At 61.2% G+C, this 24294-nt stretch carries 28 protein-coding genes; 10 read left to right on the top strand and 18 right to left on the bottom strand.

The genetic code is table 11. From position 1 onward, the window contains the following. Positions 1-132: 132 nt before the first annotated feature. The 3 genes from VLL26_RS10500 (at position 133) to VLL26_RS10490 (ending at position 5042) form a co-directional block, all read left to right on the top strand. Positions 133-1821 carry an ABC transporter gene (locus tag VLL26_RS10500; protein WP_342319015.1) on the top strand — a complete coding sequence of 563 codons (1689 nt, stop codon included), beginning with the start codon at positions 133-135 and terminating at the stop codon, positions 1819-1821. Further along, complete coding sequence (locus VLL26_RS10495) at positions 1808-3436, top strand: GTPase (RefSeq protein ID WP_342319014.1); 1629 nt, start codon at positions 1808-1810, stop codon at positions 3434-3436. The genes VLL26_RS10500 and VLL26_RS10495 overlap by 14 nt, the downstream gene beginning before the upstream one ends. Positions 3437-3497: 61 nt before the next feature. Further along, positions 3498-5042 (top strand): bifunctional hydroxymethylpyrimidine kinase/phosphomethylpyrimidine kinase, encoded by a 1545-nt coding sequence (locus VLL26_RS10490; RefSeq protein WP_342319013.1) that lies wholly within the window; start codon positions 3498-3500, stop codon positions 5040-5042. A gap of 20 nt (positions 5043-5062) precedes the next feature. Here the strand turns inward: VLL26_RS10490 and VLL26_RS10485 are convergent, their stop codons facing one another. From VLL26_RS10485 to rpsJ, 12 genes are all read right to left on the bottom strand, one after another. Beyond that, entirely contained in the window at positions 5063-7147 is a 2085-nt protein-coding gene (locus VLL26_RS10485; protein WP_342319012.1) for a PhoX family protein, read from the bottom strand. A gap of 188 nt (positions 7148-7335) precedes the next feature. After that, positions 7336-7620 carry a 30S ribosomal protein S17 gene (gene rpsQ, locus VLL26_RS10480; protein ID WP_342319011.1) on the bottom strand — a complete coding sequence of 95 codons (285 nt, stop codon included), beginning with the start codon at positions 7618-7620 and terminating at the stop codon, positions 7336-7338. A gap of 2 nt (positions 7621-7622) precedes the next feature. After that, on the bottom strand, positions 7623-7853 hold the full coding sequence (gene rpmC, locus VLL26_RS10475) for a 50S ribosomal protein L29 (RefSeq protein WP_342319010.1): 231 nt from the start codon (positions 7851-7853) through the stop codon (positions 7623-7625). Then, positions 7853-8269 (bottom strand): 50S ribosomal protein L16, encoded by a 417-nt coding sequence (rplP, locus tag VLL26_RS10470; protein ID WP_342319009.1) that lies wholly within the window; start codon positions 8267-8269, stop codon positions 7853-7855. The genes rpmC and rplP overlap by 1 nt, the downstream gene beginning before the upstream one ends. Positions 8270-8272: 3 nt before the next feature. Beyond that, positions 8273-9016, bottom strand: a complete 744-nt coding sequence (rpsC, locus tag VLL26_RS10465; RefSeq protein ID WP_342319008.1) for a 30S ribosomal protein S3 — start codon at positions 9014-9016, stop codon at positions 8273-8275. Continuing rightward, positions 9016-9375: a 50S ribosomal protein L22 gene (rplV, locus tag VLL26_RS10460; protein ID WP_342319007.1), complete on the bottom strand. Its 360-nt coding sequence runs from the start codon at positions 9373-9375 to the stop codon at positions 9016-9018. The genes rpsC and rplV overlap by 1 nt, the downstream gene beginning before the upstream one ends. Positions 9376-9378: 3 nt before the next feature. Then, positions 9379-9654: a 30S ribosomal protein S19 gene (gene rpsS, locus VLL26_RS10455; protein ID WP_018017481.1), complete on the bottom strand. Its 276-nt coding sequence runs from the start codon at positions 9652-9654 to the stop codon at positions 9379-9381. A gap of 16 nt (positions 9655-9670) precedes the next feature. Then, the gene (rplB, locus tag VLL26_RS10450; RefSeq protein ID WP_342319006.1) at positions 9671-10510 is read right to left on the bottom strand and encodes a 50S ribosomal protein L2; all 840 of its coding nucleotides are present in this window, start codon (positions 10508-10510) and stop codon (positions 9671-9673) included. Between the two features lie 25 nt (positions 10511-10535). Beyond that, positions 10536-10841, bottom strand: coding sequence for a 50S ribosomal protein L23 (gene rplW / locus VLL26_RS10445; RefSeq protein WP_342319005.1), 306 nt, complete (start codon positions 10839-10841; stop codon positions 10536-10538). Further along, the gene (gene rplD, locus VLL26_RS10440) at positions 10841-11503 is read right to left on the bottom strand and encodes a 50S ribosomal protein L4 (RefSeq protein WP_342319004.1); all 663 of its coding nucleotides are present in this window, start codon (positions 11501-11503) and stop codon (positions 10841-10843) included. Before rplD ends, rplW begins: the two co-directional genes overlap by 1 nt. Continuing rightward, the gene (gene rplC, locus VLL26_RS10435; protein WP_342319003.1) at positions 11500-12156 is read right to left on the bottom strand and encodes a 50S ribosomal protein L3; all 657 of its coding nucleotides are present in this window, start codon (positions 12154-12156) and stop codon (positions 11500-11502) included. Before rplC ends, rplD begins: the two co-directional genes overlap by 4 nt. Positions 12157-12203: 47 nt before the next feature. Next, positions 12204-12509, bottom strand: a complete 306-nt coding sequence (gene rpsJ / locus VLL26_RS10430; protein WP_003848085.1) for a 30S ribosomal protein S10 — start codon at positions 12507-12509, stop codon at positions 12204-12206. Positions 12510-13111: 602 nt separating this feature from the next. Between rpsJ and VLL26_RS10425 the strand changes: the two genes are divergently transcribed. From VLL26_RS10425 to VLL26_RS10400, 6 genes are read left to right on the top strand one after another with little or no spacing between them, the layout of a single operon-like run. Beyond that, on the top strand, positions 13112-13675 hold the full coding sequence (locus VLL26_RS10425; protein WP_342319002.1) for an Asp23/Gls24 family envelope stress response protein: 564 nt from the start codon (positions 13112-13114) through the stop codon (positions 13673-13675). Continuing rightward, entirely contained in the window at positions 13676-13978 is a 303-nt protein-coding gene (locus VLL26_RS10420; RefSeq protein ID WP_342319001.1) for a hypothetical protein, read from the top strand. A 39-nt stretch (positions 13979-14017) separates the two neighbouring features. After that, the gene (locus VLL26_RS10415) at positions 14018-14218 is read left to right on the top strand and encodes a hypothetical protein (protein ID WP_342319000.1); all 201 of its coding nucleotides are present in this window, start codon (positions 14018-14020) and stop codon (positions 14216-14218) included. Continuing rightward, on the top strand, positions 14218-15009 hold the full coding sequence (locus tag VLL26_RS10410; RefSeq protein WP_342318999.1) for an Asp23/Gls24 family envelope stress response protein: 792 nt from the start codon (positions 14218-14220) through the stop codon (positions 15007-15009). The genes VLL26_RS10415 and VLL26_RS10410 overlap by 1 nt, the downstream gene beginning before the upstream one ends. Beyond that, on the top strand, positions 14999-15583 hold the full coding sequence (locus VLL26_RS10405; protein WP_342318998.1) for a DUF6286 domain-containing protein: 585 nt from the start codon (positions 14999-15001) through the stop codon (positions 15581-15583). Before VLL26_RS10410 ends, VLL26_RS10405 begins: the two co-directional genes overlap by 11 nt. Next, positions 15580-16143 (top strand): hypothetical protein, encoded by a 564-nt coding sequence (locus tag VLL26_RS10400; protein WP_342318997.1) that lies wholly within the window; start codon positions 15580-15582, stop codon positions 16141-16143. Before VLL26_RS10405 ends, VLL26_RS10400 begins: the two co-directional genes overlap by 4 nt. Here VLL26_RS10400 and VLL26_RS10395 read toward each other — a convergent pair. From VLL26_RS10395 to rpsL, 5 genes are all read right to left on the bottom strand, one after another. Continuing rightward, positions 16140-16832 carry a hypothetical protein gene (locus VLL26_RS10395; protein WP_342318996.1) on the bottom strand — a complete coding sequence of 231 codons (693 nt, stop codon included), beginning with the start codon at positions 16830-16832 and terminating at the stop codon, positions 16140-16142. The genes VLL26_RS10400 and VLL26_RS10395 overlap by 4 nt on opposite strands. A gap of 88 nt (positions 16833-16920) precedes the next feature. After that, positions 16921-18111 (bottom strand): elongation factor Tu, encoded by a 1191-nt coding sequence (gene tuf / locus VLL26_RS10390; RefSeq protein WP_342318995.1) that lies wholly within the window; start codon positions 18109-18111, stop codon positions 16921-16923. 374 nt (positions 18112-18485) lie between these two features. Beyond that, on the bottom strand, positions 18486-20606 hold the full coding sequence (fusA, locus tag VLL26_RS10385) for an elongation factor G (RefSeq protein ID WP_342318994.1): 2121 nt from the start codon (positions 20604-20606) through the stop codon (positions 18486-18488). A 283-nt stretch (positions 20607-20889) separates the two neighbouring features. Next, positions 20890-21357 carry a 30S ribosomal protein S7 gene (rpsG, locus tag VLL26_RS10380; RefSeq protein WP_342318993.1) on the bottom strand — a complete coding sequence of 156 codons (468 nt, stop codon included), beginning with the start codon at positions 21355-21357 and terminating at the stop codon, positions 20890-20892. Between the two features lie 6 nt (positions 21358-21363). Further along, the gene (rpsL, locus tag VLL26_RS10375; protein WP_342318992.1) at positions 21364-21735 is read right to left on the bottom strand and encodes a 30S ribosomal protein S12; all 372 of its coding nucleotides are present in this window, start codon (positions 21733-21735) and stop codon (positions 21364-21366) included. Positions 21736-21994: 259 nt separating this feature from the next. Between rpsL and VLL26_RS10370 the strand changes: the two genes are divergently transcribed. Beyond that, positions 21995-22603 carry a DUF1707 SHOCT-like domain-containing protein gene (locus VLL26_RS10370; RefSeq protein WP_342318991.1) on the top strand — a complete coding sequence of 203 codons (609 nt, stop codon included), beginning with the start codon at positions 21995-21997 and terminating at the stop codon, positions 22601-22603. A gap of 6 nt (positions 22604-22609) precedes the next feature. Here the strand turns inward: VLL26_RS10370 and VLL26_RS10365 are convergent, their stop codons facing one another. Continuing rightward, on the bottom strand, positions 22610-24250 hold the full coding sequence (locus VLL26_RS10365; RefSeq protein WP_342318990.1) for a cytochrome c biogenesis protein CcdA: 1641 nt from the start codon (positions 24248-24250) through the stop codon (positions 22610-22612). Between the last annotated feature and the right edge of the window lie 44 nt (positions 24251-24294).

The following is a 24294-nucleotide window of genomic DNA, read 5'->3' as shown; positions in this document are numbered from 1 at the left end:
ACGTCAGCGTGATAACCGGCGCCTGTCAACGTCACCTGGGTTGCCTTCTGGTTTTGCGGCACGGCGCGGCCCTGACCTTTCCGCCGGGGTTTTCATCCGCGGTGGACGCGCTGGTCTGGAACAATATGAGAGATGACGCATCCTGACACCAGTGCCGTCGCCCGGCTGCGCGACGCCCTCCGCGAGCTGCGGTTGGAGGGGGCGGGGGCCGAGGAAGCCACGGCTGTCGCCGACCAGCTCGACGACTACATCTTGCCGCGCCTGACCAACATTGACGCTCCCCTGCTTGCCGTGGTCGGCGGATCAACCGGATCCGGGAAGTCCACGCTGGTCAACGCCGTTCTCGGCGAGCAGGTAACAAACCCGGGTGTGATCCGCCCGACTACCCGCCAGCCCATTTTGGTGGTCAACCCGGCCGATGCGGACTGGTTCGGATCCTCACAGGTGTTGCCGGGATTGGCGCGCTCCCACGGCGCGGGCGATGAGCAGTCCACAACTTTGCGTGTGGTGTCTACCGCTGCGGTGCCCGAGGGTTTGGCGCTTCTCGACGCCCCCGATTTCGACTCCATCGACGACCGCAACCGCGCTTTATCCTCCCAACTGTTGGCCGCCGCGGACCTGTGGTTGTTCGTCACCACCCCGGCGCGCTACGCCGACAATTTGGTGTGGAACTTCCTGCACGACGCCGCCGGGCGCGACATTGAGGTCGCGGTGGTGCTCAACCGTCTCGACGCGGACGCCGCAGAGACCGTCCCGGACGACTTGCAGCGCATGATGGCGCAGGCCGGATTAGGCGGTGCTGGCCTCTTTCGCGTGCCCTTCATTCCCGGTCTGGAGGCTAACCTGCCTCAGGAGGCGATCGACCCCTTACGTGAGTACCTGCACAAGTTGGCGAAAGACACCGCTGCCCGTCGGCAAGTTGCTGGCAAAACCGTCGCCGGTGCGTTGGAGGCTGTGGCGGGGCGTGTGCTAAAACTCGCGCAGATTCGCGAGGACCGTGAAGCTTTCGCGAAGCAACTCGCGGCGGCTATCGACGAGCACTACGCGGCTGCGGTCGCGCACGTGGGCGATGCGACGTCCGACGGCAAACTGTTGCGCACCGAGGTTTTGGACCGCTGGCAGGACTTTGTGGGAACCTCGGATCTTTTCCGCGGTGTGGAGAAGTGGTTTTCCCGCACCGTTGACCGCCTCGGATCGGCGCTAAGCGGGCGGCCCACCCCCGTGCGAGAGGTCGAAACCCAATTGGAAACCGGCCTGCACGCAGTCATTGTCGACGCGGCCGATACTGCCGCGACCCGCTCCTGGTCCCACCTTGGCGCCGTGGCCCCCGACGTGCGGGCTGCGGCTGCTCCTTCGCTGTCTCGCGCCAGTGCCGACATTTCTGAGAAAGCCTCCGCTTTGGTGCGGGCTTGGCAGGAAGACTTACTCAATCACATTCAGGAAACCGCGGGCCAAAAACGGCAGCGTGCCCGCATCATGTCCCTCGGCCTCAACGTCGCCACCGTGGCCCTCATGTTGGTCGTCTTTGCCTCTACTGCTGGGCTTACCGGTGGCGAGGTTGCCATCGCGGGAGGCTCTGCGGTCGTGGGACAAAAACTGCTGGAAACTATCTTCGGTGAGGACACGGTGCGCCGCATGGCGGCCCGCGCCCGTGAAGATCTAGACGCTCGCCTCAACGCGCTCTACGCCGCGGAGCGTGACCGCTTCGACCCAATTTTCGACGAGCTCAATGCTGGCATCAGCGCCGCTGATCTGCGCGAGAGCGCGAAGCGGGCCTTGGTTGGCGGGGCAACAAAAGGACCTGACGATGGCGCTGTTTAAGAAGAAGACTTCACTAGGTGAGCGCCTTCAGGCTCTTGCTGAGGCCGCTGCTGTGGCCGCAAACTACCTCGCACCCGCCGATCTCCAGCGGCTTGAAGCCGTGGCCACGGCGGGCGCCGAGCGCCGCGCATTGTCGGCTGAACACACGGTCATTGGGTTTTTCGGCGCCACCGGATCCGGCAAAACTTCACTGTTCAACGCCGTCGTTGGTGAAGATTTGGGAACAGCGGCGGCACGTCGGCCCACGACCTCCTCGCCGTTAGCTGCGGTGTGGGAACCGGCCGGTGCCGAGGAACTGCTGGACTGGCTTGATGTGGAGGACCGCCGCAACCGCGTTGGCGAGTTCGCGCCCGGCGCCGGTCCGGTGATCCTGCTGGACCTTCCGGATTTTGACTCCGTTGAGCTGTCGAACCGTGAAATCGCCTCCAGGCTCGCTGCCCAAGTCGACGTGCTCGTGTGGGTCACGGACCCGGAGAAGTACGCCGATAGCGTCATCCATGACCATTTCATCCGCCCACACGCCAACCATTCAGCGGTCACACTCGCTGTTTTGAACAAGGCGGATAAGCTCGCCGAAGCTGATCGCCCTGTGGTGTCCAACTCTTTCGCGGGCCTGCTGCGCGCAGATGGCTTGCGCAACGTCCAGGTCATTGCCACATCCGCCACCACCGGGCTGGGGGTGGCGGATCTGCGCGGGGCGATTGCCCGCGTCGCGCAGGCCCACACCGCACAGACCGCGCGCATCGAGGCCGACATTCAGGCGGTGACACGACCGTGGGTGGAGGCAGATGGGCGCAAAGTGAAGGTACCGGGGGACGTCGACAAGCGTGCCAAGCGCGACATGGACGACGTGCTCACAAAAGCCGCGGGTGCGGACCGGCTAAGCCAGGCGACCGCTGCTGCCTACCGCAAACGCTTGCATCAGCGCACCGGCTGGCTGCTTACCTCCTGGATCTCGCGGCTGCGCCCCGACCCGCTCAGGCGCATGGGATTGCGGGACGAAGCAGATGAGTTGGGGGTGCATCGCTCCTCAATGCCGACACTTGACGCCGCGTCGAAGGCCGTGGCTAACAAAGGGGTGCGCGGTTTTGCTGCACGTGCTTCTGAGGGGCTGCCGCAGGCCTGGGCTTCGGCGATCACGGAGCGCGCCGAAGCTATCACCACAACTTTGCCCGCCGAGTTGGACCGCGCTGCTGCGCGCACTCGCCTGCCCGCCGAACCATCGAAAGCCTGGGCTCTGGCAACTGTGCTGCAGTGGATCGCTTTATGCACAGCTTTTTTCGGTGTGATGTGGTATCTCGTCGCCGCGTTGTTGCCGGGGGCGTTGCTGCCGCTGATGGGTACGTTGGGCTATGGCACTGAGCTTATCCCCCAGATCGAAGGGTGGCCCATCCCCACCCTGTTGATTTTGGCAGGAGTCATTTTCGGCATCGTGCTCGGCATGGTCGCCGGTGTTTTCGGTGGCGTGATCGGCTCCGGGATCAAAAGACGCACCCGCGCCGCGCTGCGCCGGGAGGTGGAGGCTACCTCCGCCCAACACGTCGTCGAACCGCTGTCCAGTATCAGGCGGGACTACGCGAGTTTTTTGGCCGCGGTCACTACCGCTGGGCCCTAAACTGCGGGCGGGGCCGTGGAAGATCCCCCGGTGGCCGCCGAAAGCGTGTAGATAGTGTGGTATGACAAAGCAGCAACCTCGAGTTCTCACCATCGCCGGAACCGACCCGACCGGCGGGGCCGGCGTGCAGGCCGACCTGAAATCCATCGCCGCGGCTGGCGGCTACGGGATGTCCGTGGTCACCGCGCTCGTCGCCCAGAACACACGCGGAGTTCGCCAGGTTCACACCCCGCCGCAGGAGTTTCTGCGCGCGCAGCTTGACAGCGTGTTCGATGACGTAAGCGTCGACGCAGTCAAGGTGGGCATGCTTGGCGACGCCACCACAACCGCCACCGTGTCCGATTACTTAGCTTCCCACCCTGTGGGCACCGTTGTCGTTGACCCCGTCATGGTGGCTACCTCCGGCGACCGCCTGCTCAGCGAAGACGCCGAGGACGCCCTGCGGCAGTTCATCCGCGACCACGCTACCGTGGTCACCCCGAATATCCCGGAGCTGTCCGTCCTCACCGGCACCCCAGCTGCGAGCACTTTTGATGAAGCCATCGCACAAGGTGCCAGCTATGCCCGCAACACAGGCGTCTTTGTTTTAGTCAAGGGCGGCCACCTTAGCGGAGATGACGCCTCTAACGCCCTGGTCACACCGTCCGGCGAAGTGCACCGCGTGCATGTTGCCCGCGTGGACACCCCCAACACGCACGGCACCGGTTGCTCTTTGTCTGCAGCCCTCGCAACCCGCCTGCTTATCGACGCCACCCCAGCCCACGCCACCGAATGGGCATCTGCCTGGCTACATGAGGCCATCGCCAACGCGGACGCTTTAAACGTCGGGCAGGGCCACGGTCCGGTCGACCACTTCCACAGGATCAGGCGCTTGGCGGCTTCCGCAGACACCACGCCGTGGGAGGTCAACCCGCCCTTGCCCACCACGGAGCTCATTGCCCCGCGGATTGCCGCGGCTGGGCCGCACACGCAGGCGTTGTGGGACCGCGCCGCCGCGAAGGTGTGGCCGGACACGCTTGCCCTGCCGTTTATTGCGGCGCTTCGCCACGGCACCCTCTCCCCGCAGGACTTCGAGTTCTACCTCGCCCAGGACGCCTATTACCTCGGCGAATACGCCCGTGCCTTGGCAGCGGTTGCCGCCAAGGCACCGGACACCGAAACGCAGATTTGGTGGTCGCAGTCCTCTGTCGAAGCCACCGCTGGTGAAGCGGAGCTGCACCGCACCTGGTTTGCAGCGCGCGGTATGGACACCACTGTCGAGCCTTCCCCCGTCACCCTGGGCTACGTCAGCTTCCTCAAGTCGGAAACAGCTTTGTCCGATTACGTTGTCGCCGCCGCGTCCGTGTTGCCCTGTTTTTGGCTTTACGCGGAGGTCGGCTTAACTCTTGCCGACGCCAACCACCCCAACCACCCTTTCGCCGAGTGGCTCAACATGTACGGCGGCGAAGACTTCATTGAAAGCGCGGCCAAAGCCATCGCGGCGACGGAGGCCGCGCTTGCCGACGCCACCGAGAAACAACGCGAACTGGCCGCCCGGGCGTTTATGAACGCGTGCTTCTACGAGCGCGAGTTCTTCGACCAGGCGGCCCGCCGCGGAGCCTCATGATCCCTACTTAACTAACCACGTTAGGCTTCGACGCCGATCTTCTGGCCGTTTTCACGCCACACCATGGCAACAGCCGGGCGCGGCACGGCGGAGCCACCCTCAGGCCAGTGCGACCCAGGGTTTTCAAAGGTGGCGTCGTCGAGCTCGCCCGGGTGCTGCACGTTGACCAACACACGCTGATCGTCGACGATCGGTCCGCAGGTTTCGGCGCCGACCGGCACGGTAAGGAAGCACTTCACCTGGCCGCGGTTGTCCCCTTCGAGGCCAACGGCGTACAGGCCGTCATTGCTTTTAAGCGCATTGCCATCCGTGGAAATCCACAAGTTGCCATAAGTGTCGAAGGCAATGTTGTCCGGGCAGGAAATCGGCGAAACCTTGGACTTGTCGAAGCCCCCGAAGTAGGAACTGGCAGCCTCAGGATCGCCGCAAACCAACAGCAGGTTCCAGGTGAAATCCTCGCCCGCGTGGTCATCGTCGATCTCCATGACAAGACCGTTTTTGTTCTCCGCGATTGGGGCGTACTCCATGACGCCCTCCTTGCTCTTTGCGGCGTTTTCGCCGGTCGCACCGCGGTAGGAATTGTTAGTTAGCGCCAAGTAGAGCTTGCCGGAAATTGGGTTGGCCTCGAAGTCCTCCGGGCGATCCATCTTGGTTGCGCCGACTTCGTCGGCGGCCAAACGGGTAAACACTGCGACCTCCTCAGCGCTAAAGCCCTCCACGTGGGATTCGGCACCGTCAGCGGTGGCGGTGAGCAACTTGTGCCACTTGCCGGTGCCGTCGAACTTGCCGTCCTGCGGCAAAGCGCCGTCGCCAAGGATCTCCTCAGCGGGAGAGTTACCTTCGAAGGAGGCGACGTAGAGCGTGCCCTCGTCCAGGATGGTCATGTTGTGCTGGATGTCACCCTCCTTGATTTTCTTGGAGGAGACGAACTTGTAAATGTACTCGAAGCGTGCGTCGTCGCCCGAGTAGCAGACCACGGTTCCGTCCTCCGTCACGTAGATATTGCCAGCTTCGTGCTTGAAGCGGCCCAGTGCGGTGTGCTTGACCGGGGTGGAGTTCGGTTCGAGCGGATTGACCTCCACAAGCCAACCAAAACGGTTCAACTCGTTGGGTTCTTTGGCCAGGTCGAAACGGTCGTGCACCGTTTCCCACTTGCGTTCAGAGGCCCCCTCCACAGCACCGAGACGTTTCGCGTCTTCGGCGGCGCGCTCGTTGTCAAGCGCCTCCCGGTTGGCAAAGTACTGCTCGAAGTTCTCCTCCCCCGAAAGCACCGTTCCCCACGGAGTGATGCCACCAGAGCAATTGTTAAACGTGCCCTCTACGCTTTTGCCCTCCGGATCAGTGCTTGTCTTAAGCAGATCCGAACCCGCTGCCGGACCCGTGACCTCAAACATGGTGTTCCCGGTGATGCGGCGGTTCAGCGGACCGAACTCACGCTTGAGCTCTCCAGTTTCTCCCACCTTGGACACCTCAACGATGGAAAGACCGTGGTTTGCAATACCAATGTTGATCTGTTCCTCGGTCGGGTTTTCCTTATCGTAATTCGGGAACATGTGCGGCTCGGTCGTGTATTCGTGAGAGCAGACGTAGATGAGACGGTTCGAGTCGTCCGGGTGCTGTAGGAGACCAGCGAAGTCGTTATTGAAACCGAATTGGCGCGCAGCATCCGCAGCCGTCTGGTTCTCAGCATCAAACTCGGGGGCGTCCTCATAAATCGGATCCCCCCAGGCGATCAGAACAGAGGTCGCGTAGCCTTTCGGCACAATAACCTTATCTTCCGTATTTGCTTCGACGCTGCTGAACTGCATTCCCTTACGCGGTTCGATGTCGGCTCCGGTCCCTGCGTTAGACGGAGCGGCAGCGGTGGCTGACCCCGACGGGTTTTGCTCCCCATCTGCCCCGCACGCCGCCAAAGCGGCGCCGCCACCGATGGTGACCACGCCGAGGCCGAAGCCCTTGAGCACACGGCGACGCCCCATCACATCACCGAAATAGGCGTTGTTTGAAGTATTGGTACATTCCCCGAAGCAAGCGTTACCACACTTGTACGTGCAGGTTAACGATGAACGGCTGGAAGCGAACAAGTTGAAGCCCTTGAGTGTCACGGTAAGATTCCCCAATCTCGGATGACGTGAAAAAGTCCTTTCGGCACACTAGCCAGGCGGAATCTTATGAAGCGTGGTTTACCAGACAATGACGCCTGAGTGAAAACTTGGCGACAATTTGGCGCTGGATGCGAGCAAGGGAAAAGCCCCGCACGCAGGCGGGGCTTCACCTAGTGAAAAGGGCTGCTTTAGCGGGCCTTCTCAATGATCTCGATGAGACGGAAGTGCTTGTCCTTCGACAGCGGGCGAGTCTCCTCGATGCGGACAAGGTCGCCGACACCGGCGGAGTTGTCCTCGTCGTGCGCCTTGACACGCTTGGTGGTGCGCACGATCTTGCCGTACAGGCTGTGGGACTTACGGTCCTCAACCTCAACCACAATGGTCTTGTCCATCTTGTCAGATACGACGTATCCGCGGCGGCGCTTCTGCACCTTCTTCTCGTTCGTTGCTTCGTTCACGTTTGCCTCAGTCATGGTTATGCCTCAGCTCCCGGAACGACAGACAAGCCGAGCTCGCGCTCGCGCAGCACGGTGTAGATGCGTGCGATGTCGCGCTTGACAGTGGAGATGCGGCGGTTGTTGGTCAACTGACCGGTAGCGAGCTGGAAGCGCAGGTTAAACAGCTCCTCCTTCGCCTCGGCCAGGCGTGCGCGCAGCTCGTTGTCGTCGAGCTCGCGGAACTCAGATGCGGGGGTACCGATAGCCATTAGAACTGGTCCTCCTTCTTAATGATGCGAACCTTCACCGGCAGCTTCGCACCAGCACGGCGCAGAGCCTCCATAGCGATCTCCTGGTTCGGGTAGGACATCTCGAAAAGGATTCGTCCCGGCTTGACGTTAGCGACCCACTTCTCCACCGGGCCCTTGCCGGAACCCATACGCACGCCGAGCGGCTTTTGGGTCAGCGGGCGGTCCGGGAAGATATTGATCCAGACCTTGCCGCCGCGCTTGACGTGGCGGTTGATCGCAATACGTGCGGACTCGATCTGACGGTTGGTGATGTATCCCGGCTCGAGAGCCTGGATAGCGTAGTCGCCGAAGTTGATGGTGTTGCCACCCTTCGACATGCCGCTGCGCTTCGGGCGGTGCTGGCGGCGGTACTTCACGCGCTTAGGAATAAGCATGTTTTAGCCCTCCTGCTTCTGCTCTGCGCGCTGGCGGCGCTGGCCACCGCGACGGGGGCGGCGATCGCCACGGCCGCGGCGCTCACCAGACGGAGCGTTAAGCTCAGACTCGCGCACGCCACCGACGACGTCACCCTTGTAGATCCAAACCTTGACGCCGATGACGCCGAAGGTCGTGTGTGCTTCCGCAATGCCATAGTCGATCTCCGCACGGAGCGTGTGCAACGGCACTCGACCCTCGTGGTAGCGCTCGACGCGAGACATCTCGGCGCCGCCCAAACGGCCGGAGGTCATGACCTTAATACCCTTGACCTGCGGGTTACGCATGGCGGATTGGATAGCCTTGCGCATCGCGCGACGAAACGCGACACGGTTGACAAGCTGCTCAGCGATGGACTGCGCCACCAAAGCGGCGTTCGCATCGACGTTTTTGACCTCGAGGATGTTCAGGGCAACCATCTTGCCGGTGAGCTTTTCCAGCTCACGGCGGATGCGCTCTGCCTCGGAGCCACGGCGACCGATGACGATGCCGGGGCGAGCCGTGTGGATGTCCACGCGGACGCGGTCGCGGGTGCGCTCGATGACGACGTCGGCAATGCCGGCGCGCTCGAGGCCCTTGGACAAAAACTCACGGATCTTGATGTCTTCTTTGACGTAGTCAGCGTAGTTCTTGTCGGCGTACCAGTGGGACTTCCAGTCTGCGGTGATGCCCAGGCGCAGGCCGTGTGGGTGAATTTTCTGGCCCATTACTTAGCCCCTTCCTTGGACTCGACAACGACAGTGATGTGGGAAGTGCGCTTCCTAATTTGGAAAGCGCGGCCCTGAGCGCGCGGCTGGAAGCGGCGCATGGTCGGGCCTTCGTTGGCGTAAGCCTCGGAGATGACCAGGGTGCGCGGATCCAGGCCGAAGTTGTTCTCGGCGTTGGCGGCTGCGGAAGCAACAACCTTTGCAATCGGCGTTGCGGCGGACTGCGGTGCGTACTTCAGGATTGCGAGGGCCTCGGACACGGACTTGCCGCGGACGAGAGCCAACACGCGGCGGGCCTTCATCGGGGAAGTGCGGACGAACTTGGCCGTCGCGGATGCAGTGGTGATCGTGTCAGCCATTGCTTATCGACGTCCCTTCTGTTCCTTAACGTGACCCTTGAAGGTCTTGGTTGGTGCAAACTCGCCGAGCTTGTGGCCGACCATGGACTCATCGACGAACACCGGGACGTGCTTGCGGCCGTCGTGGACGGCGAAAGTGTGACCGATGAAGTCGGGAAGAATGGTCGAACGGCGAGACCAGGTCTTGATGACCTGCTTGGTGCCGGCCTCGTTTTGAGCATCCACCTTGTTGAGGAGGTGCTCATCGACGAACGGGCCTTTCTTAAGGCTGCGTGGCATGTCTGTTTACCTCCTCTTAGCGCTTCTTGTTCTTCGAGCGGCGACGGCGCACGATCATGTTGTTGGAGTAACGGTTCGGGTTGCGGGTGCGGCCTTCCTTCTGGCCCCACGGCGACACCGGGTGACGGCCACCCGAGGTCTTGCCCTCGCCACCACCGTGCGGGTGGTCAATCGGGTTCATGACAACACCACGAACCGTCGGACGCCATCCCTTCCAACGCATACGACCGGCCTTTCCCCAGCGGATGTTGATCTGGTCGGCGTTGCCGACCTCACCAACGGTGGCGCGGCAGCGGATGTCAACGCGGCGGATCTCGGTCGACGGCATACGCAAAACAGCGTAGGAACCTTCCTTACCGAGAAGCTGGATGGAAGCACCAGCGGAGCGGGCCAGCTTGGCGCCAGCGCCCGGCTTGAGCTCCACTGCGTGGATGGTGGTACCGGTCGGGATGTTGCGCAGCGGAAGGTTGTTGCCAACCTTGATGTCCGCGTTCGCACCCGACTCGACGATGGTGCCCTGGGTCAGACCCTTCGGCGCGATGATGTAGCGCTTCTCACCATCGAAGTAGTGCAGAAGTGCAATGTTTGCGGTGCGGTTCGGGTCGTACTCAATGTGAGCAACCTTGGCCAGCACGCCGTCCTTGTCGGAGCGGCGGAAATCGATCACGCGGTAGCGGCGCTTGTGGCCGCCGCCGCGGTGACGAGTGGTGATGTGGCCGTGCTGATTGCGGCCACCCTTCTTCGGGAGCGGGCGCAGCAGGGACTTTTCCGGAGTGGAGCGGGTAAGCTCCTCAAACTCGGAAACGGAGCTGGCGCGGCGACCCGGGGTTGTCGGCTTGTACTTGCGAATAGCCATAATGTGTCCTTTTCTATCGAGTCACTTAGACGGCTGCGCCGCCGAAGATGTCGATGGAGTCGCTGCCCTCGCGGAGGGTGACGTAGGCGCGCTTGGTGTCCTTGCGCTTGCCGTAACCAGAGCGGGAGCGCTTGCGCTTGCCCTCGCGGTTGACGGTGTTGACCGAAGCGACATCCACGCCGAAGATCTCCTCCACGGCGATCTTGATTTGGGTTTTGTTCGCGGACGGGTTGACCAGGAAGGTGTAGGTATCCTGCTCCATCAGCGCGTAGGTCTTTTCGGAGAGAACCGGTGCGATGATGATGTCACGCGGGTTGACAATCTTTGCCATTACTTATCCTCCTCCACAACGCTGGCGCCGGTGTTGCCGGCATTCGCGAGGGTGTGGAGTGCCTGCACCGAAAACACGAGGTCGTCGGCGTTGAGCACGTCGTAAGTGTTAAGCTGCGCCGGCTCAAGAATGCGCACGCCCGGCAGGTTCCTTGCGGACAAGCGGGAGTTGCGATCCTCACGGCCGATCACAAGCAGAACGCTTTTGCGGTCGGTCAGGCGCTCAATGAAGGCGCGGGCGGACTTCGTCGACGGGGTCTGGCCCGGGACGAGATCCTCGACTACGTGGACGCGGTTGTTGCGTGCACGGTCGGTCAAAGCACCTGCGAGAGCAGCCTTGATCATCTTCTTGGGGGTGCGCTGCGCATAGGAACGCGGCTGCGGGCCGTGGACGATGCCGCCGCCGGTAAAGTGCGGCGCGCGGATCGAGCCCTGGCGGGCCCGACCGGTGCCCTTTTGGCGCCACGGCTTGCGGCCGCCGCCACGGACTTCACCACGGGTTTTAGTAGCGTGGGTGCCCTGACGGGCAGCCGCAAGCTGCGCGGTGACGACCTGGTGCATCAGCGGAATGGATGCCTCACGGTCGAACAGCTCTGCCGGCAGGTCAACGGAACCGTTGGTCTTACCGTCAGCAGTGTGAACGTCAACAGTCAGGTTCGTCATGCGTGAGCACCGCCCTTCACTGCGGTCTTGACGGTAACAATGCTGCCCTTGGCGCCGGGGATAGCACCCTTAACCAGGATCAGGTTGTTGTCGCCGTCGATGCGTTGGATCTTCAGGTTCTGGGTGGTAACGCGGTTGCCGCCCATCCGACCCGCCATGCGCTTGCCCTTGAAGACACGGCCCGGGGTGGCACAGCCACCGATGGAGCCGACGCGGCGGTGAGACGCCTGGTTACCGTGGGAGGCGCCCTGGCCAGCGAAGCCGTGACGCTTCATGGCGCCAGCGAAGCCGTGGCCCTTGGTGGTGCCGACGACGTCGACGTAGGTGTCACCGTCGAAGATGTTCGCGGTGATCTCCTGGCCGACCTCGTATGCCGAGGTGTCATCCATGCGGATCTCGGTGACGTAGCGGCGCGGGTTAACGCCGGCCTTCTTGAAGTGGCCGGTGTTTGGCTTGTTGACCTTACGGGCAGCGATGTCGCCGTAAGCAATTTGGATGGCAGAGTAGCCATCGGTTTCCGGGGTGCGAATCTGGGTGACCACAGCAGGCCCAGCTTCGACGACGGTGACCGGGATAACTCGGTTTTCCTCGTCGAAGATCTGGGTCATACCGAGCTTTTTGCCCAGAATGCCCTTGATCTGGTTGTCAGACATTATTTGTTCTCCACTAAGAGTTGGGGGTTCTCGGTGTTTCTCAGTTACTACTGAATGTTCACGTCGACGCTGGCCGGAAGGTCGATGCGCATGAGGGCGTCAACCGTCTTCGGCGTCGGGTCGAGGATGTCGATGAGGCGCTTGTGAGTGCGCATCTCGAAGTGCTCGCGAGAATCCTTGTACTTATGCGGAGAACGAATAACGGCGTACACGTTCTTTTCAGTGGGCAACGGCACCGGCCCAACGACGCGGGCACCCGTGCGGGTGACCGTCTCGACAATCTTCTTCGCGGATGCGTCGATTGCCTCGTGGTCGTAGGCCTTGAGCCTGATGCGGATCTTCTGTCCCGCCACGCTTACCTCTTCCTCGCATCCCCACATTCCATTAACAGGAAGCGGTGGGGTTGTAGCTTCTAGTTTCTCTATAACGTTGTCCGGGCTGGGCCCTTGGCTCAACGCCAGTGTCTTTTCTGACTGCCATGACACATCCGGGAGATGAGGCGCACGGCAAAATAAGCGTGCTGCATCAGTGCTTCCGCCAAAGCGAACAACAATCTCGCTCGGGTGTCAGACTCGAAAGGGCGCGTGACCCTTGCGTACTGCCGCTGTTGATTTGCCATGGCCCTTCTCCGGTCCCCGCGAGCGGGGGCCTTCATGTTGAAGGTGTCATGTTTGCCCACCATCGCACGCCTTGAAAGGCGCACCATGCTCAGGCAACCTGCCTATTTAAACATGCCTCCAGCACAAATGCAAGCCGCCTCGTGCCGCCCACCTTTGTATCTCAAGTTCATACCAACTCAGCAACGTCCCCCTGCCCCTCAGCAAACGGGTGTAGCCTCCGGTAGAGAACCCCATTTTTTTCGTCGCGGCGATGCCATCGCTTCTGGCGCGCAGACGCGGGGGATGCCCAACAACCGAAGTTCATTGCGCACATCCAAACGTCCAGGAGGACAAACATGACTGACAACACCAGCAAGAACACCAATTCCACCCCGAACCCGGGAACCGTCGCAGCAGAGAACACTTCCTCCGGGGCCTCCGCCTCCACTACGGCCGGCGAGCAGGTTCGCCCGCGCAACGAGAACCTCGACACCGACCACGGCACGACCGTGATCGACGACACCGTTGTGGGCAAGATCGCAGGAATCGCCGCCCGCGAAGTCTCCGGGGTACATAACTTGGGTGGCGGCGCCGCGCGCATGTGGGGAGCGGTGCGCGAATCGCTAACTTCTTCCACCAACGTTCAGCAGGGCGTCAATGTGGCGGTCGAAAGCGGCCACGCCTCCGTGGCCGTGGCGATTATCGCCGAGTACGGTGTGGCCATCCACGAACTGGCCAACGCGATTCGCGAAAACGTCACCGTCGCAATTACCCGCATGACCGGCCTCGTCGTCGACCGAGTCGATGTGACCGTCCACGATGTGAACCTGCCCCACCAAGACACCGACACCACTGAGTCGCTGGCGCAGAACTCTGGATACGATGCCTCCGTCTCCGGCCAGCAACGCCTGGAGCAGTAGATGACCTCCCCGGTACTTGACCGTGCGCTTGTGGAGGCCGCGCGGGACGCGGCCCTGTCCGTGCCCGGCGTCGCTTCGCTGCACGCCGGTCGTTACGGCGAGGTGGCGGTGCTCCTTCCCGGCACCCGGGTAATGGGTCTGCGCCGCGTTTCACGCGCCGGTGAAGACGGTCTTGAGGTACACCTCGTTGCGCAGTACAAGGCGTCTCGCAACATGCACGACGTCGCCGATGAGGTGCGCACCGTCGTGTCCGAGGCGACCGGTTTGCCCTTCGTCGACGTGGTCGTCGCCGACGCCCAGTAGAGAGACGCCAAGTAGATACTCGAAGAAAGAAGTAGCGCTATGAATTTGCTGTCCAATAAGACTGCCATGGGGGTGCTGCTCGGTGTCGTCGTGGCGTTTTTCGTCACCTTCGGCGGCTGGCTCGGGCTCATGTGGCTTATCCTTTTTGCCGCCCTCGGTGGTGTCGTCGGTGCCCAGCTTGATGGCCGCCTCGACTTGGCGACGATGATCAGCACGACCTCCGGCAGGGGACGAAGCTAATGGCTTCTTCCTTCCATCTCAACGAACGGGCCGTCTCGCGCATCGCTGAGGCCGCAGCCATGGATGTACCCGGATGTCTGAGGATAGATGCGAAGTTGGCGGGGCTGGCCAGCCGCGGCCTGCCACGGGTGGAGTCCCGCATCAACCGGGTGGCCTCCTCCGTTGTCGTTGAAGTGGAGATCGCGACGGCTTTCCCTGCCCCCATCGCAAACATCACTGAGGTCGTGCGCGAAGCCATTACCAAACACATACAAGCCCAAACAGGGTTGGAGGTAACCCGCGTGGACATCACCGTCGCGGACACGATCGCCTCGGGTTCGCTTTCTCCCGCCGGGCGAGTAACGCGCGAGGAGGTGGCCTCCCACCCGACCTTCTTCGTCACTACACCAATTACAGTTACAGCCTCCCGCGTGTCCGCTCCGGTTACTGCACCGCGCAAGGAATTGGTGCCGGTCGAGGTTTCGCCGCTGCTGAAAGAAGTTCGCTCACCTACCATGGCACCTCGCGTTTTTTTGAGGCCGATCGAAACGCCACCACCGGTGGCTCTGAAACAGGTTGAGGCTCCGAAAGCAACCGCTGCACGAAGCGTGAAAGCACCGAAGCCCCTCAAGTTGCGAGACATCACTGTCTCGCAGACACGAGCAACCTCACGCTCGGTTGCGGCTGCTCCCGTGGAAGTTCGCCACGTGCGCCGCCCTTCCCCCTCACCTGTTTATATCCCTCGCGCGCCGCAGCCGCAGCCGCTGCGGCCCGTCACAATCAACCCGGCGGTGAAGTACCTTGACCTCTAAAGAAAACGACTCGCCTCGCGGCCCATTTCCCGGGCACGAGCCACGCGGTGTCGCAACGGTGCGGTGGTTGACCATGCTCATCGGCCTCGCCGTTGTGGCTGTCGCGGCCGTGGGTGGTCGAGATCTGTGGCAGCGCTACGGCGCGAAAACCACTGATGACTCCTGGATTGCCAAGGCGTTGAGCTGGCTCGGCACCTACCCCGTTGATATCGCCGCCGTGATCGTCGGCATCTTCATATCGGTGCTGGGACTTTACCTCATTTTTCTGGCGGTCAAACCGCGGCCGCGCACGCACGTGCCGGTTGATTCGACAGCCTCCATTTGGTTGCGGCCGGTCGACATCGCCCGCAAAGCGACGCATACCGCACAAGAGCAGACGGGAACCCACCACATCCGCTCCCAGGCCACCCGTTCGCGGCTTCGCGTCCAGGTGCAAGACGACGGCAACGGAGAGCTTTTACGTGAGCGTCTCGCCGCTTCTTTGGCGGAACAATTCCAGGGACTTCGCAAACCACCCACCATCAACGTGAAGTTGACCCCCGGTGCGCAGGGAACCCAGGAGGTAACACCATGACCCGAGCACTAGCCGTTTTTGATCGCTTCATCGTTTTTATTTTCGGTCTTTTGTTGCTCGCTGGCGGGCTCATTCCGGCCGCGTACTATTGGGAGATCCCTTACGTCTCCCATTTTCTTGATACGCAGATCGACCGTGGCAAACTTGTCAATGTCCAATCCTATTCGTGGTTTGACACCGCGTTAATCGTCACGACAGCGCTTTTGGCGTTGCTAGGGCTGTGGTTTTTACTCGCCAACATTCAAAACCGCTCTTTTAGCAACTCGCCTCTTTCACGCGACGATGGAGACGGTGGAACGACAACCCTCAACATCAGACGCATTGCGGAGGCTGCGTGCGAACAGCTCGAACTGAGCCCATTGATTAGCGCTGCCAAACCGGCCGTCCAGATGTTGGGTAAACGCCCCACTGCAACCTTCACTGTTTCAGCTCCTCCTGGCGCACCTTTAAAAGAGGTGACGCGTCTTTTAGAGCTAAGCGACGAAGACATCGCGCAAGCCTGCGAGGGAGTCGATTTCGACACCGTCTACAAGCTGCAATTTAACCGTGTGGGCACCTAGTTAACTTCCAACGCCACGATTCTTTCTACGCGCCCCAGCTCCACGGCCTCACCGCCGTCGGCTGGGGCGAGTATCATCTCCGCCCCCACTTCGCAGTACATACTGCTCCAATCCAACTCGCTGAAGCTGATTGTGCGGCGCGCCTGCACCCACAGCTTTACCCTCGGCCCGACGATCACCCGCGCGTCGCCGCGAAGCTGAACAAACCAGCGCCTGCCACCAACGTCGCTGCGCCGCAAATGCCCTATTTCGTGCGCGGTGTCGGCAATTCTGGTGGCTAGCTTGACCACACCCACTCGGTGCTCAATTCCCTGCTCGTCCTTCATCACTAAGGGACGCCCGGGCCCGGTGCGCCGCAAAGATACAAAGCGCCACACGCTAGGCATGGAGTGTTTTCCTCGCCCATCGCGCACAACCACCGTGTCACCAGCCAAGGTGACAAGCCGTTCGGGGGAAATCGTCTCGATGTTTAGGTGGTGGGGCGGGTGGGCGTCGATAAGCGAGGGATGCTCATGTTCGATTTTGGCGAGGATCTCCACGGTTTCGGAGTCGGTGCTGGCCCACCCCACCCCATGGTTGGCCAACACTCCGAGGAGCGCTCCCAACGTGAGATCGGGCTGGCCCTCCCATGTTCGTTGAAGAGCCTCCATGACGCGGGGGATGCGGGTGGGATCGTTGTGCTCGTACACGGATGAAAAGTTTACGCGCACGAAAAAGCCGCCCCCCTTATCGGAGAGCGGCTCATAGTCGGTGACCGCGGTCAGACCGATGCGTCGATTAATCGATGATCTTGGTCACGCGGCCAGCGCCGACGGTGCGGGAGCCTTCGCGGATTGCGAAGCGCAGACCCTCGTCCATGGCGACCGGCTGGATCAGCTCAACGGTCATGTCAACGTTGTCGCCCGGCATGACCATCTCGGTGCCTTCCGGCAGACGCACAACACCGGTCACGTCGGTGGTGCGGAAGTAGAACTGCGGACGGTAGTTGTCGAAGAACGGGGTGTGGCGGCCACCCTCGTCCTTGGACAGGACGTAGACGGAACCCTCGAACTTGGTGTGCGGGGTGTAAGCGCCCGGCTTGATAACAACCTGGCCGCGCTCAACGTCCTCACGCTTCAGGCCGCGCAGCAGCAGAGCCGCGTTGTCGCCAGCCTCAGCGGTATCGAGAAGCTTGTTGAACATCTCGATGGAGGTAACGGTGGTCTTCTGGGACTTCTCCTTGATGCCGATGATCTCAACCTCGTCGTTGAGGTTCAAAACACCACGCTCGACACGGCCGGTGACAACGGTGCCGCGACCGGAAATGGTGAAGATGTCCTCGATCGGCATGAGGAAGTCCTTGTCGGTCTCGCGCTCCGGATCCGGAATGGAGTTATCGCAAGCATCCATGAGCTCGACGATGGACTGAACCCACTTGTCGTCGCCCTCGAGTGCCTTCAGAGCGGAGATGTGGATGATCGGAGCTTCCTCGTCGTAGTCCTGCTCGCCCAGAAGCTCGCGGACCTCCATCTCGACGAGCTCGATGATTTCCTCATCGTCGACCATGTCGCACTTGTTCAGCGCAACGAGGATGTAAGGGACGCCAACCTGGCGAGCGAGCAGAACGTGCTCGCGGGTCTGCGGCATCGGGCCGTCGGTGGCGGCCACAACGAGGATGGCGCCGTCCATCTGAGCAGCGCCGGTAATCATGTTCTTGATGTAGTCGGCGTGGCCCGGGGCGTCGACGTGAGCGTAGTGACGCTTCGGGGTGTTGTACTCAACGTGGGAGACGTTGATGGTGATGCCGCGCTCGCGCTCCTCGGGAGCCTTGTCGATGGCCTCGTAGTCGAAGGCCGTGTTCTCATCCGGGTAGGCGTCAGCCAAAACCTTGGTGATGGCAGCCGTGGTGGTGGTCTTGCCGTGGTCGACGTGACCGATGGTGCCGATGTTTACGTGCGGCTTCGTACGCTCAAATTTAGCCTTTGCCACTGCATGTCCTCCTGGACTTCAGGGTGGCTACGACCTTCGCAGCCACGTGGTTTACATTTCGCCTTGACCCGCACCAGTTCTCACCGGGCGCGCGACAATGGCCATTTCACAATGTGCCAGTTACATGATCCTAGATCCTCTTGGACCGTTTTTCAAACCGTCCAGCACCCCTTCACGGAGCCTGCCGGGCGGATCATACGGGCCTACGTTCATGTAGTCCGTTAGTGAGAGTAACGGCCGGCTCAAAGCCCGCAGCGATCAGGGCGTACCCACCCTACAAGCTGCGAGACTTTCAGCACGGCCACTACTCCTGTGACGCCCCGGCCCTTTCCTGACACGGTAAAAGAGCCGGGACCATGTGGCGTCAGCGCAACCTAGTTGCCGTTGCGCTCGTCAATGATCTCCTGGGCAACGCTGGACGGAACTTCACCGTAGGAGTCAAACACCATGGTGTAGTTCGCGCGGCCCTGGGTGCGCGAGCGCAGATCGCCGACGTAGCCGAACATTTGGGAGAGGGGCACGATAGCGCGGACAACCTTCGCGCCGGAGCGATCATCCATGGAGTTGACCTGCCCGCGGCGGGAGTTGAGATCGCCGATGACGTCGCCCATGTACTCCTCTGGGGTGACAACTTCGACGGACATTAGCGGCTCAAGCAGGACCGGCTTCGCCTTAGCGACGGCCTCCTTGAGCACCTGGGACCCAGCCATCTTGAAGGCCATTTCCGAGGAGTCAACTTCGTGGTAAGCGCCGTCTTCCAGCGTGGCTTGGATGTTGACCAAGGGGAAGCCGGCGAGGTAGCCGTACTGCATGGCGTCCTGGATGCCAGCGTCGACGGAGGGGATGTACTCCTTCGGCACACGGCCACCGGTGACCTCGTTGACGAACTTGTAGGTAGCGGACTCGCCTTCTGCGAGGGTTTCCGGATCCGGGTTGTAAGGCTCGATGGAGACGATGACCTTCGCGAACTGGCCGGAACCGCCGGTCTGCTTCTTGTGGGTGTAGTCCAGCGACTGCACCTTCTTGCGGATGGTTTCGCGGTAGGCCACCTGCGGGGAGCCGATGTTAGCCTCAACCTTAAACTCACGCTTCATGCGGTCGACGAGGACGTCGAGGTGAAGCTCACCCATACCGCCGATGACGGTCTGGCCGGTTTCCTCATCCAACTTGACGGTGAAGGTCGGGTCCTCCTCCGCCAGCTTCTGAATGGCGGTACCCAGCTTTTCCTGGTCCGCTTTGGTCTTGGGCTCGATAGCAACCTGAATAACCGGATCCGGGAAGTCCATGGACTCCAGGATGATCGGGTGATCCGGGTTGCACAAAGTGTCACCGGTGGTGGTGTTCTTCAGCCCAATGAACGCGTAGATGTTGCCGGCATCAGCGTGCTCAACCGGGTTTTCTTTGTTCGCGTGCATCTGAAAGAGTTTGCCCACGCGCTCTTTGGACTGCTTGGTCGAGTTGAGCATGCTCTCGCCCGGGATGGCCTGGCCAGAGTAGACACGGACGTAGGTGAGCTTGCCAAAGAAGGGGTGAACCGCAATTTTGAACGCGAGGGCGGAGAAAGGCTCCTCAACGGAGGGTTTGCGGGTCATCGCCGTCTCACCGTCGACACTGACACCGTGAACCTCGCCGATGTCTAGCGGGCTTGGCAGGTAGTCCACAACAGCGTCGAGCAGCGGCTCGACACCCTTGTTACGGTAAGCGGTGCCGCAGTAGACTGGGTAGATCTCGGAGTTGACAGTCATCTTGCGGATGGCAGCCTTGATCTCCTCGATGGTCAGCTCCTCACCGCCGAAGTACTTCTCCATGAGTGCTTCATCGGACTCGGCGACAGCTTCGAGTAGCTTCTCGCGGTACTCATCAGCCTTATCCTGCAAGTCGGCCGGGATCTCACCGATCTGCGGCGGGGTGCCAGTCTCAACCTTGCCCGGCCACAGGTAGGCCTTCATCTCGACGAGGTCGACGACACCGTCGAAGTCGTCCTCAGCACCGATCGGAATTTGCATAACCAACGGCTTCGCGCCGAGACGGTCGATGATGGTCTGGACGGTGTGGTAGAAATCAGCACCGAGCTTGTCCATTTTGTTGACAAAGCAGATACGCGGAACGTCATACTTGGCGGCCTGACGCCACACCTGCTCCGACTGCGGCTCAACACCCTCTTTGCCATCGAAGACGGCGACAGCGCCGTCGAGGACGCGCAGGGAACGCTCAACCTCAACGGTGAAGTCCACGTGGCCCGGAGTGTCAATGATGTTGACCTGGTTTCCGTTCCAGAAGCAGGTCACCGCGGCGGACGTAATGGTGATGCCGCGCTCCTTTTCCTGCTCCATCCAGTCGGTGGTTGCGCCACCATCGTGAGTCTCGCCGACCTTGCGGTTGATGCCGGTGTAGAAAAGGATGCGCTCGGTGGTGGTGGTCTTACCGGCGTCGATGTGGGCCATGATGCCGATGTTGCGGACCTTGTTTAGATCCTTAAGCACTTCTTGTGCCACGTCTATTACCCCAATGTGTCGATTGTCGACGTTGTGTCTGCGGGCTAACCCGCCGGACAGGCAACGTCTCTGTGAATATTTATCTTGGTCAATTCTGCCACTTTTTGAATGATGTGGCAGTGCAGGCGGATGACGTATCCGCCGTAGCCTAAAAGTTTCACGCCCGGTAGAACGAATCCCGGTAGGCGTCCGCTGCGTCAGCGAGCAGCGTTATGCAGTTCACTGATGCGCGTTAACGGCGCGTACCGGGATTGTTCGTGCAAGCGTGCCACAGCCGTGGTAATTACCAGCGGTAGTGGGCGAAGGCGCGGTTGGCCTCAGCCATCTTGTGCATGTCTTCGCGGCGCTTGACCGAGGCACCCAGACCATTGGAAGCGTCAAGGATCTCGTTAGCGAGACGCTCGATCATGGTGTTCTCGCGGCGCTGACGGGTGAAGGTAACCATCCAGCGCAGGGCGAGGGTGGTGGAGCGGCCCGGCTTGACCTCAACCGGAACCTGGTAGGTGGCGCCGCCGACTCGACGGGAGCGCACTTCGAGGTCCGGGCGAATGTTGCCCAGGGCCTTTTCTAGGGTGCCAACCGGATCGGTGCCGGTCTTTTCGCGGCAGGCTTCGAGGGCACCGTAAACGATGCGCTCGGCGGTGGACTTCTTACCGTCGAGGAGAACCTTGTTCACGAGCTGAGTGACGAGCTCGGAGTTGTAGACCGGGTCCTTGACAACGGGACGCTTCGGTGCTTGCTGCTTACGCATTGTTTATTACTGTCCCTTCTTCGCGCCGTAGCGGGAGCGAGCCTGCTTGCGGTCCTTGACGCCCTGGGTATCCAGTGCGCCGCGGATGATCTTGTAACGGACACCAGGCAAGTCCCTCACACGGCCGCCGCGAACGAGGACCATGGAGTGCTCCTGCAGGTTGTGTCCCTCACCCGGGATGTAGGCGGAGACCTCGATGCCTGAGGTCAGACGAACACGAGCAACCTTGCGGAGGGCGGAGTTCGGCTTTTTCGGCGTGGTGGTGTACACGCGGGTGCACACGCCGCGGCGCTGCGGCGAGCCCTTCAGGGCGGCCGTAGCAACCTTGCCACGCTTGGAGTGGCGGCCCTTACGGACCAACTGCTGAATAGTTGGCATTGCTAATCCTTACTTCATTGAGACTGTGCGCGGGCGCTTGGCGGCACCCGCCGCGACCGAATGTCATCCAAACACGCAAAAATGGGGGCTCTTTTCCGGGGCCCTGCCGCAATGCGTGTGAATCACCTTCGCGGACGTCGCGAGAAATTCACCTTTCCCGCTGTGTCCACCAAATGATCCATCCGATAAACACACGAGAAACCTTCAACGACAATAGTAGATGGTTGACTGAACTCCAAATCCTCCATACACTTGCGTTGTGAACTCCTATGATGTGCCCGACGTCCCACGTCGGCGTGCCAGCAACTGGGAGCGCGAAGAAGTCTCGCGCGTGCTTTCCAGCGCATTTAGCGACGGCCAGCTCTCCTTAAGTGAGTTCGACGAGCGCTCCGCCACAGTGTGGGAAGCTACGTGGGCAGATGAACTGAAGTCACTGACTGCGGATCTGGCGCCTTTGCCTACGCCTTCTCGTGCCGCTTCACCGCTCGACACCTCGACATTGGTCGACCCGAACGCGACAGGTTCAGGCCACACTTTCTCGGTACTGGGTGTCAGCGAAATGAAAGGCACATGGGCAGTTGCGCCGCGGCACCTCAGCTTCACGCTGGTCGGGGAAAACACTCTCGATCTGCGTCAGGCTGTGCTGACAAGCAACGAAATTGTCATAACGTGCATCTCCATCCTCGGCGTGATCAACATCATCGTGCCCGACGGCGTCCACGTCATCAGCGAGGGGGTGGGAATCTTAGGAGAGTTCAAGCACACCTCCAGAGACGGTGCCTCCCAGCCAGTGAACGCCCCTATCATTCGCCTCCGCGGGTGGGCCCTGCTCGGGGAAGTGACGATCACTTTCTTCCCCGAAATCTAACAGCACTCACCCGAAGGTGAGGGAGTATAAACGCACCCCTTCACTAGGGTTGATGCGCAACACTGCGTCGAGAGGCACCGAATCTTTGTAGAGGTCAAGGGTGCCGTCAGAAACCTCGAAAGTTCTCTGCTGCCCGCCAGGGTAGCTCACCGTGACCTCCCCCTGACCCGCAACGACAAGCTGCACCCATGCTGCGTGCACATTGACGGCCAGCTCCCCGCCTACGGAGCGAATCGACTCGCCTTCGAGCTCCCACGGCCCCGACAGTTCAAATTCGCCCCGTCGTGGCGCAGGCCTGACACCGAAGTCGTGGATGCCCGGCGTGTAGTTGCGCGCAGTGGTATAGCGGGCGCGTTTCGTCCCCAGGTAAGTCTCCGGGTTTCGCCCCTGCGTTGACTCTTTGTGTGGACCACCTTCGACAGGCTCCGGCAACTTAACGCCCGGATTGCTTTGCCGAAGAAGTTCGCGCAGCACCTTTTCGCTCTCCGCGTAGGATCCCTCACCTTCGACGATGCTACGCACGTTTCCTTCGGCGTCGATAATGTAGCGCGCCGGCCAGTAGCGATTGCCGAAGCTTCGCCACGTCGCGAAGTCGTTGTCCTGCGCCACCGGGTAGTTGATCTTTTCCTTTTCAACAGCGCGCTTCACATTTGCCAAGTCATGCTCGAAGCCGTACTCGGGGGAGTGTACGCCGATGATTTGAAGGCCGACGCTGCTGTAAGTGTCGTAAAGCTTGGTGATGTGCTCGCCCGCACGCTGGCAGTTAATGCAGGCATACGCCCAGAAGTCCACCACCGTCACCGGGGCCTCACCCGGCGCAACCGGGGCCGGTGTGTTGATCCAGTTTTCCAGGCCGACGAGCTTCGGTGCCGGCCCACAGTCATGCAGTTGTGCCGGGTCAGCTCCACGGCACTCATCAAGGACGCCATCGAAATGCTGGACGGAAGCCAAGGTGTCGTCGACAAGCTGGCTGCTGTTAAACGCCCGGTTCAACCCAGCCGACCAATCCGGCAACGAGCGTTGGATCGCCGCCGGGACTTTAAGCGCGAGAAGCAACGTGAACACGAGAATCACCACGCCGATGCCGCGACGGTAGCGCTGCACCCAATCAACCCGGCTGCCGATCTTGCTGCCCGCGAGCGCAAAAAGAAACAGCGGAACCGCCGAACCCGCCGCGAACGCGAGCGTCAACGCCACCGTTTTCCACCCGATCTCACCGGTGCTGCCAGCCACCGTCACCGCAGCCAAAACTGGTCCCGCGCACGGCACGTACACCGCACCTAACGCCAACCCGATAACAAAACTGCCTTTGCCGCGGGCCTTGTCCTGCAAGGCAGTTGGCCGTGGCACAGCATCGAAAGGTTTCTGAATCAACTGCCCGACCTGCGGCACAATCATGCCGAGCCCGACCAACAAAAGCATCACAATGCCCGCCCAATGCAGTACCGACTCAGGAAGGCCGAGCAAGCCCAAAGCCAGGGTGCCCACAAGCGCAATCGCGGCGAAGCTGAGCACCATTCCGGCGATCACCCAGCCAGGTCTTCGCCCCACAGCAACACCCAGCACCACCGGCAGCACAGGCAGGATGCACGGCGATATTCCCGTCAACACTCCACCGACGAAACCCACGATTATCACGCCGAGCATTCTTTACTCCTTCTTTTCGTGCTCCTTGTGCTTACGGAATGCAC

The organism is Corynebacterium sp. BD556 (assembly GCF_038452275.1).
GTDB classification, from domain to species: Bacteria; Actinomycetota; Actinomycetes; order Mycobacteriales; family Mycobacteriaceae; genus Corynebacterium; species Corynebacterium mayonis.
The sequence above is the reverse complement of the archived record's forward strand: the minus strand, read 5'-3'. Positions and strand labels throughout refer to the sequence as shown.

Coding starts and splice junctions, on each gene's coding strand:
- VLL26_RS10500 (WP_342319015.1), top strand. CDS start 133: ATGACGCATCCTGACACCAGTGCCGTCGCCCGGCTGCGCGACGCCCTC.
- VLL26_RS10495 (WP_342319014.1), top strand. CDS start 1,808: ATGGCGCTGTTTAAGAAGAAGACTTCACTAGGTGAGCGCCTTCAGGCT.
- VLL26_RS10490 (WP_342319013.1), top strand. CDS start 3,498: ATGACAAAGCAGCAACCTCGAGTTCTCACCATCGCCGGAACCGACCCG.
- rpsQ (WP_342319011.1), bottom strand. CDS start 7,620: ATGACTGAGGCAAACGTGAACGAAGCAACGAACGAGAAGAAGGTGCAG.
- rpmC (WP_342319010.1), bottom strand. CDS start 7,853: ATGGCTATCGGTACCCCCGCATCTGAGTTCCGCGAGCTCGACGACAAC.
- rplP (WP_342319009.1), bottom strand. CDS start 8,269: ATGCTTATTCCTAAGCGCGTGAAGTACCGCCGCCAGCACCGCCCGAAG.
- rpsC (WP_342319008.1), bottom strand. CDS start 9,016: ATGGGCCAGAAAATTCACCCACACGGCCTGCGCCTGGGCATCACCGCA.
- rplV (WP_342319007.1), bottom strand. CDS start 9,375: ATGGCTGACACGATCACCACTGCATCCGCGACGGCCAAGTTCGTCCGC.
- rpsS (WP_018017481.1), bottom strand. CDS start 9,654: ATGCCACGCAGCCTTAAGAAAGGCCCGTTCGTCGATGAGCACCTCCTC.
- rplB (WP_342319006.1), bottom strand. CDS start 10,510: ATGGCTATTCGCAAGTACAAGCCGACAACCCCGGGTCGCCGCGCCAGC.
- rplW (WP_342319005.1), bottom strand. CDS start 10,841: ATGGCAAAGATTGTCAACCCGCGTGACATCATCATCGCACCGGTTCTC.
- rplD (WP_342319004.1), bottom strand. CDS start 11,503: ATGACGAACCTGACTGTTGACGTTCACACTGCTGACGGTAAGACCAAC.
- rplC (WP_342319003.1), bottom strand. CDS start 12,156: ATGTCTGACAACCAGATCAAGGGCATTCTGGGCAAAAAGCTCGGTATG.
- VLL26_RS10425 (WP_342319002.1), top strand. CDS start 13,112: ATGACTGACAACACCAGCAAGAACACCAATTCCACCCCGAACCCGGGA.
- VLL26_RS10420 (WP_342319001.1), top strand. CDS start 13,676: ATGACCTCCCCGGTACTTGACCGTGCGCTTGTGGAGGCCGCGCGGGAC.
- VLL26_RS10415 (WP_342319000.1), top strand. CDS start 14,018: ATGAATTTGCTGTCCAATAAGACTGCCATGGGGGTGCTGCTCGGTGTC.
- VLL26_RS10410 (WP_342318999.1), top strand. CDS start 14,218: ATGGCTTCTTCCTTCCATCTCAACGAACGGGCCGTCTCGCGCATCGCT.
- VLL26_RS10400 (WP_342318997.1), top strand. CDS start 15,580: ATGACCCGAGCACTAGCCGTTTTTGATCGCTTCATCGTTTTTATTTTC.
- rpsG (WP_342318993.1), bottom strand. CDS start 21,357: ATGCGTAAGCAGCAAGCACCGAAGCGTCCCGTTGTCAAGGACCCGGTC.
- rpsL (WP_342318992.1), bottom strand. CDS start 21,735: ATGCCAACTATTCAGCAGTTGGTCCGTAAGGGCCGCCACTCCAAGCGT.
- VLL26_RS10365 (WP_342318990.1), bottom strand. CDS start 24,250: ATGCTCGGCGTGATAATCGTGGGTTTCGTCGGTGGAGTGTTGACGGGA.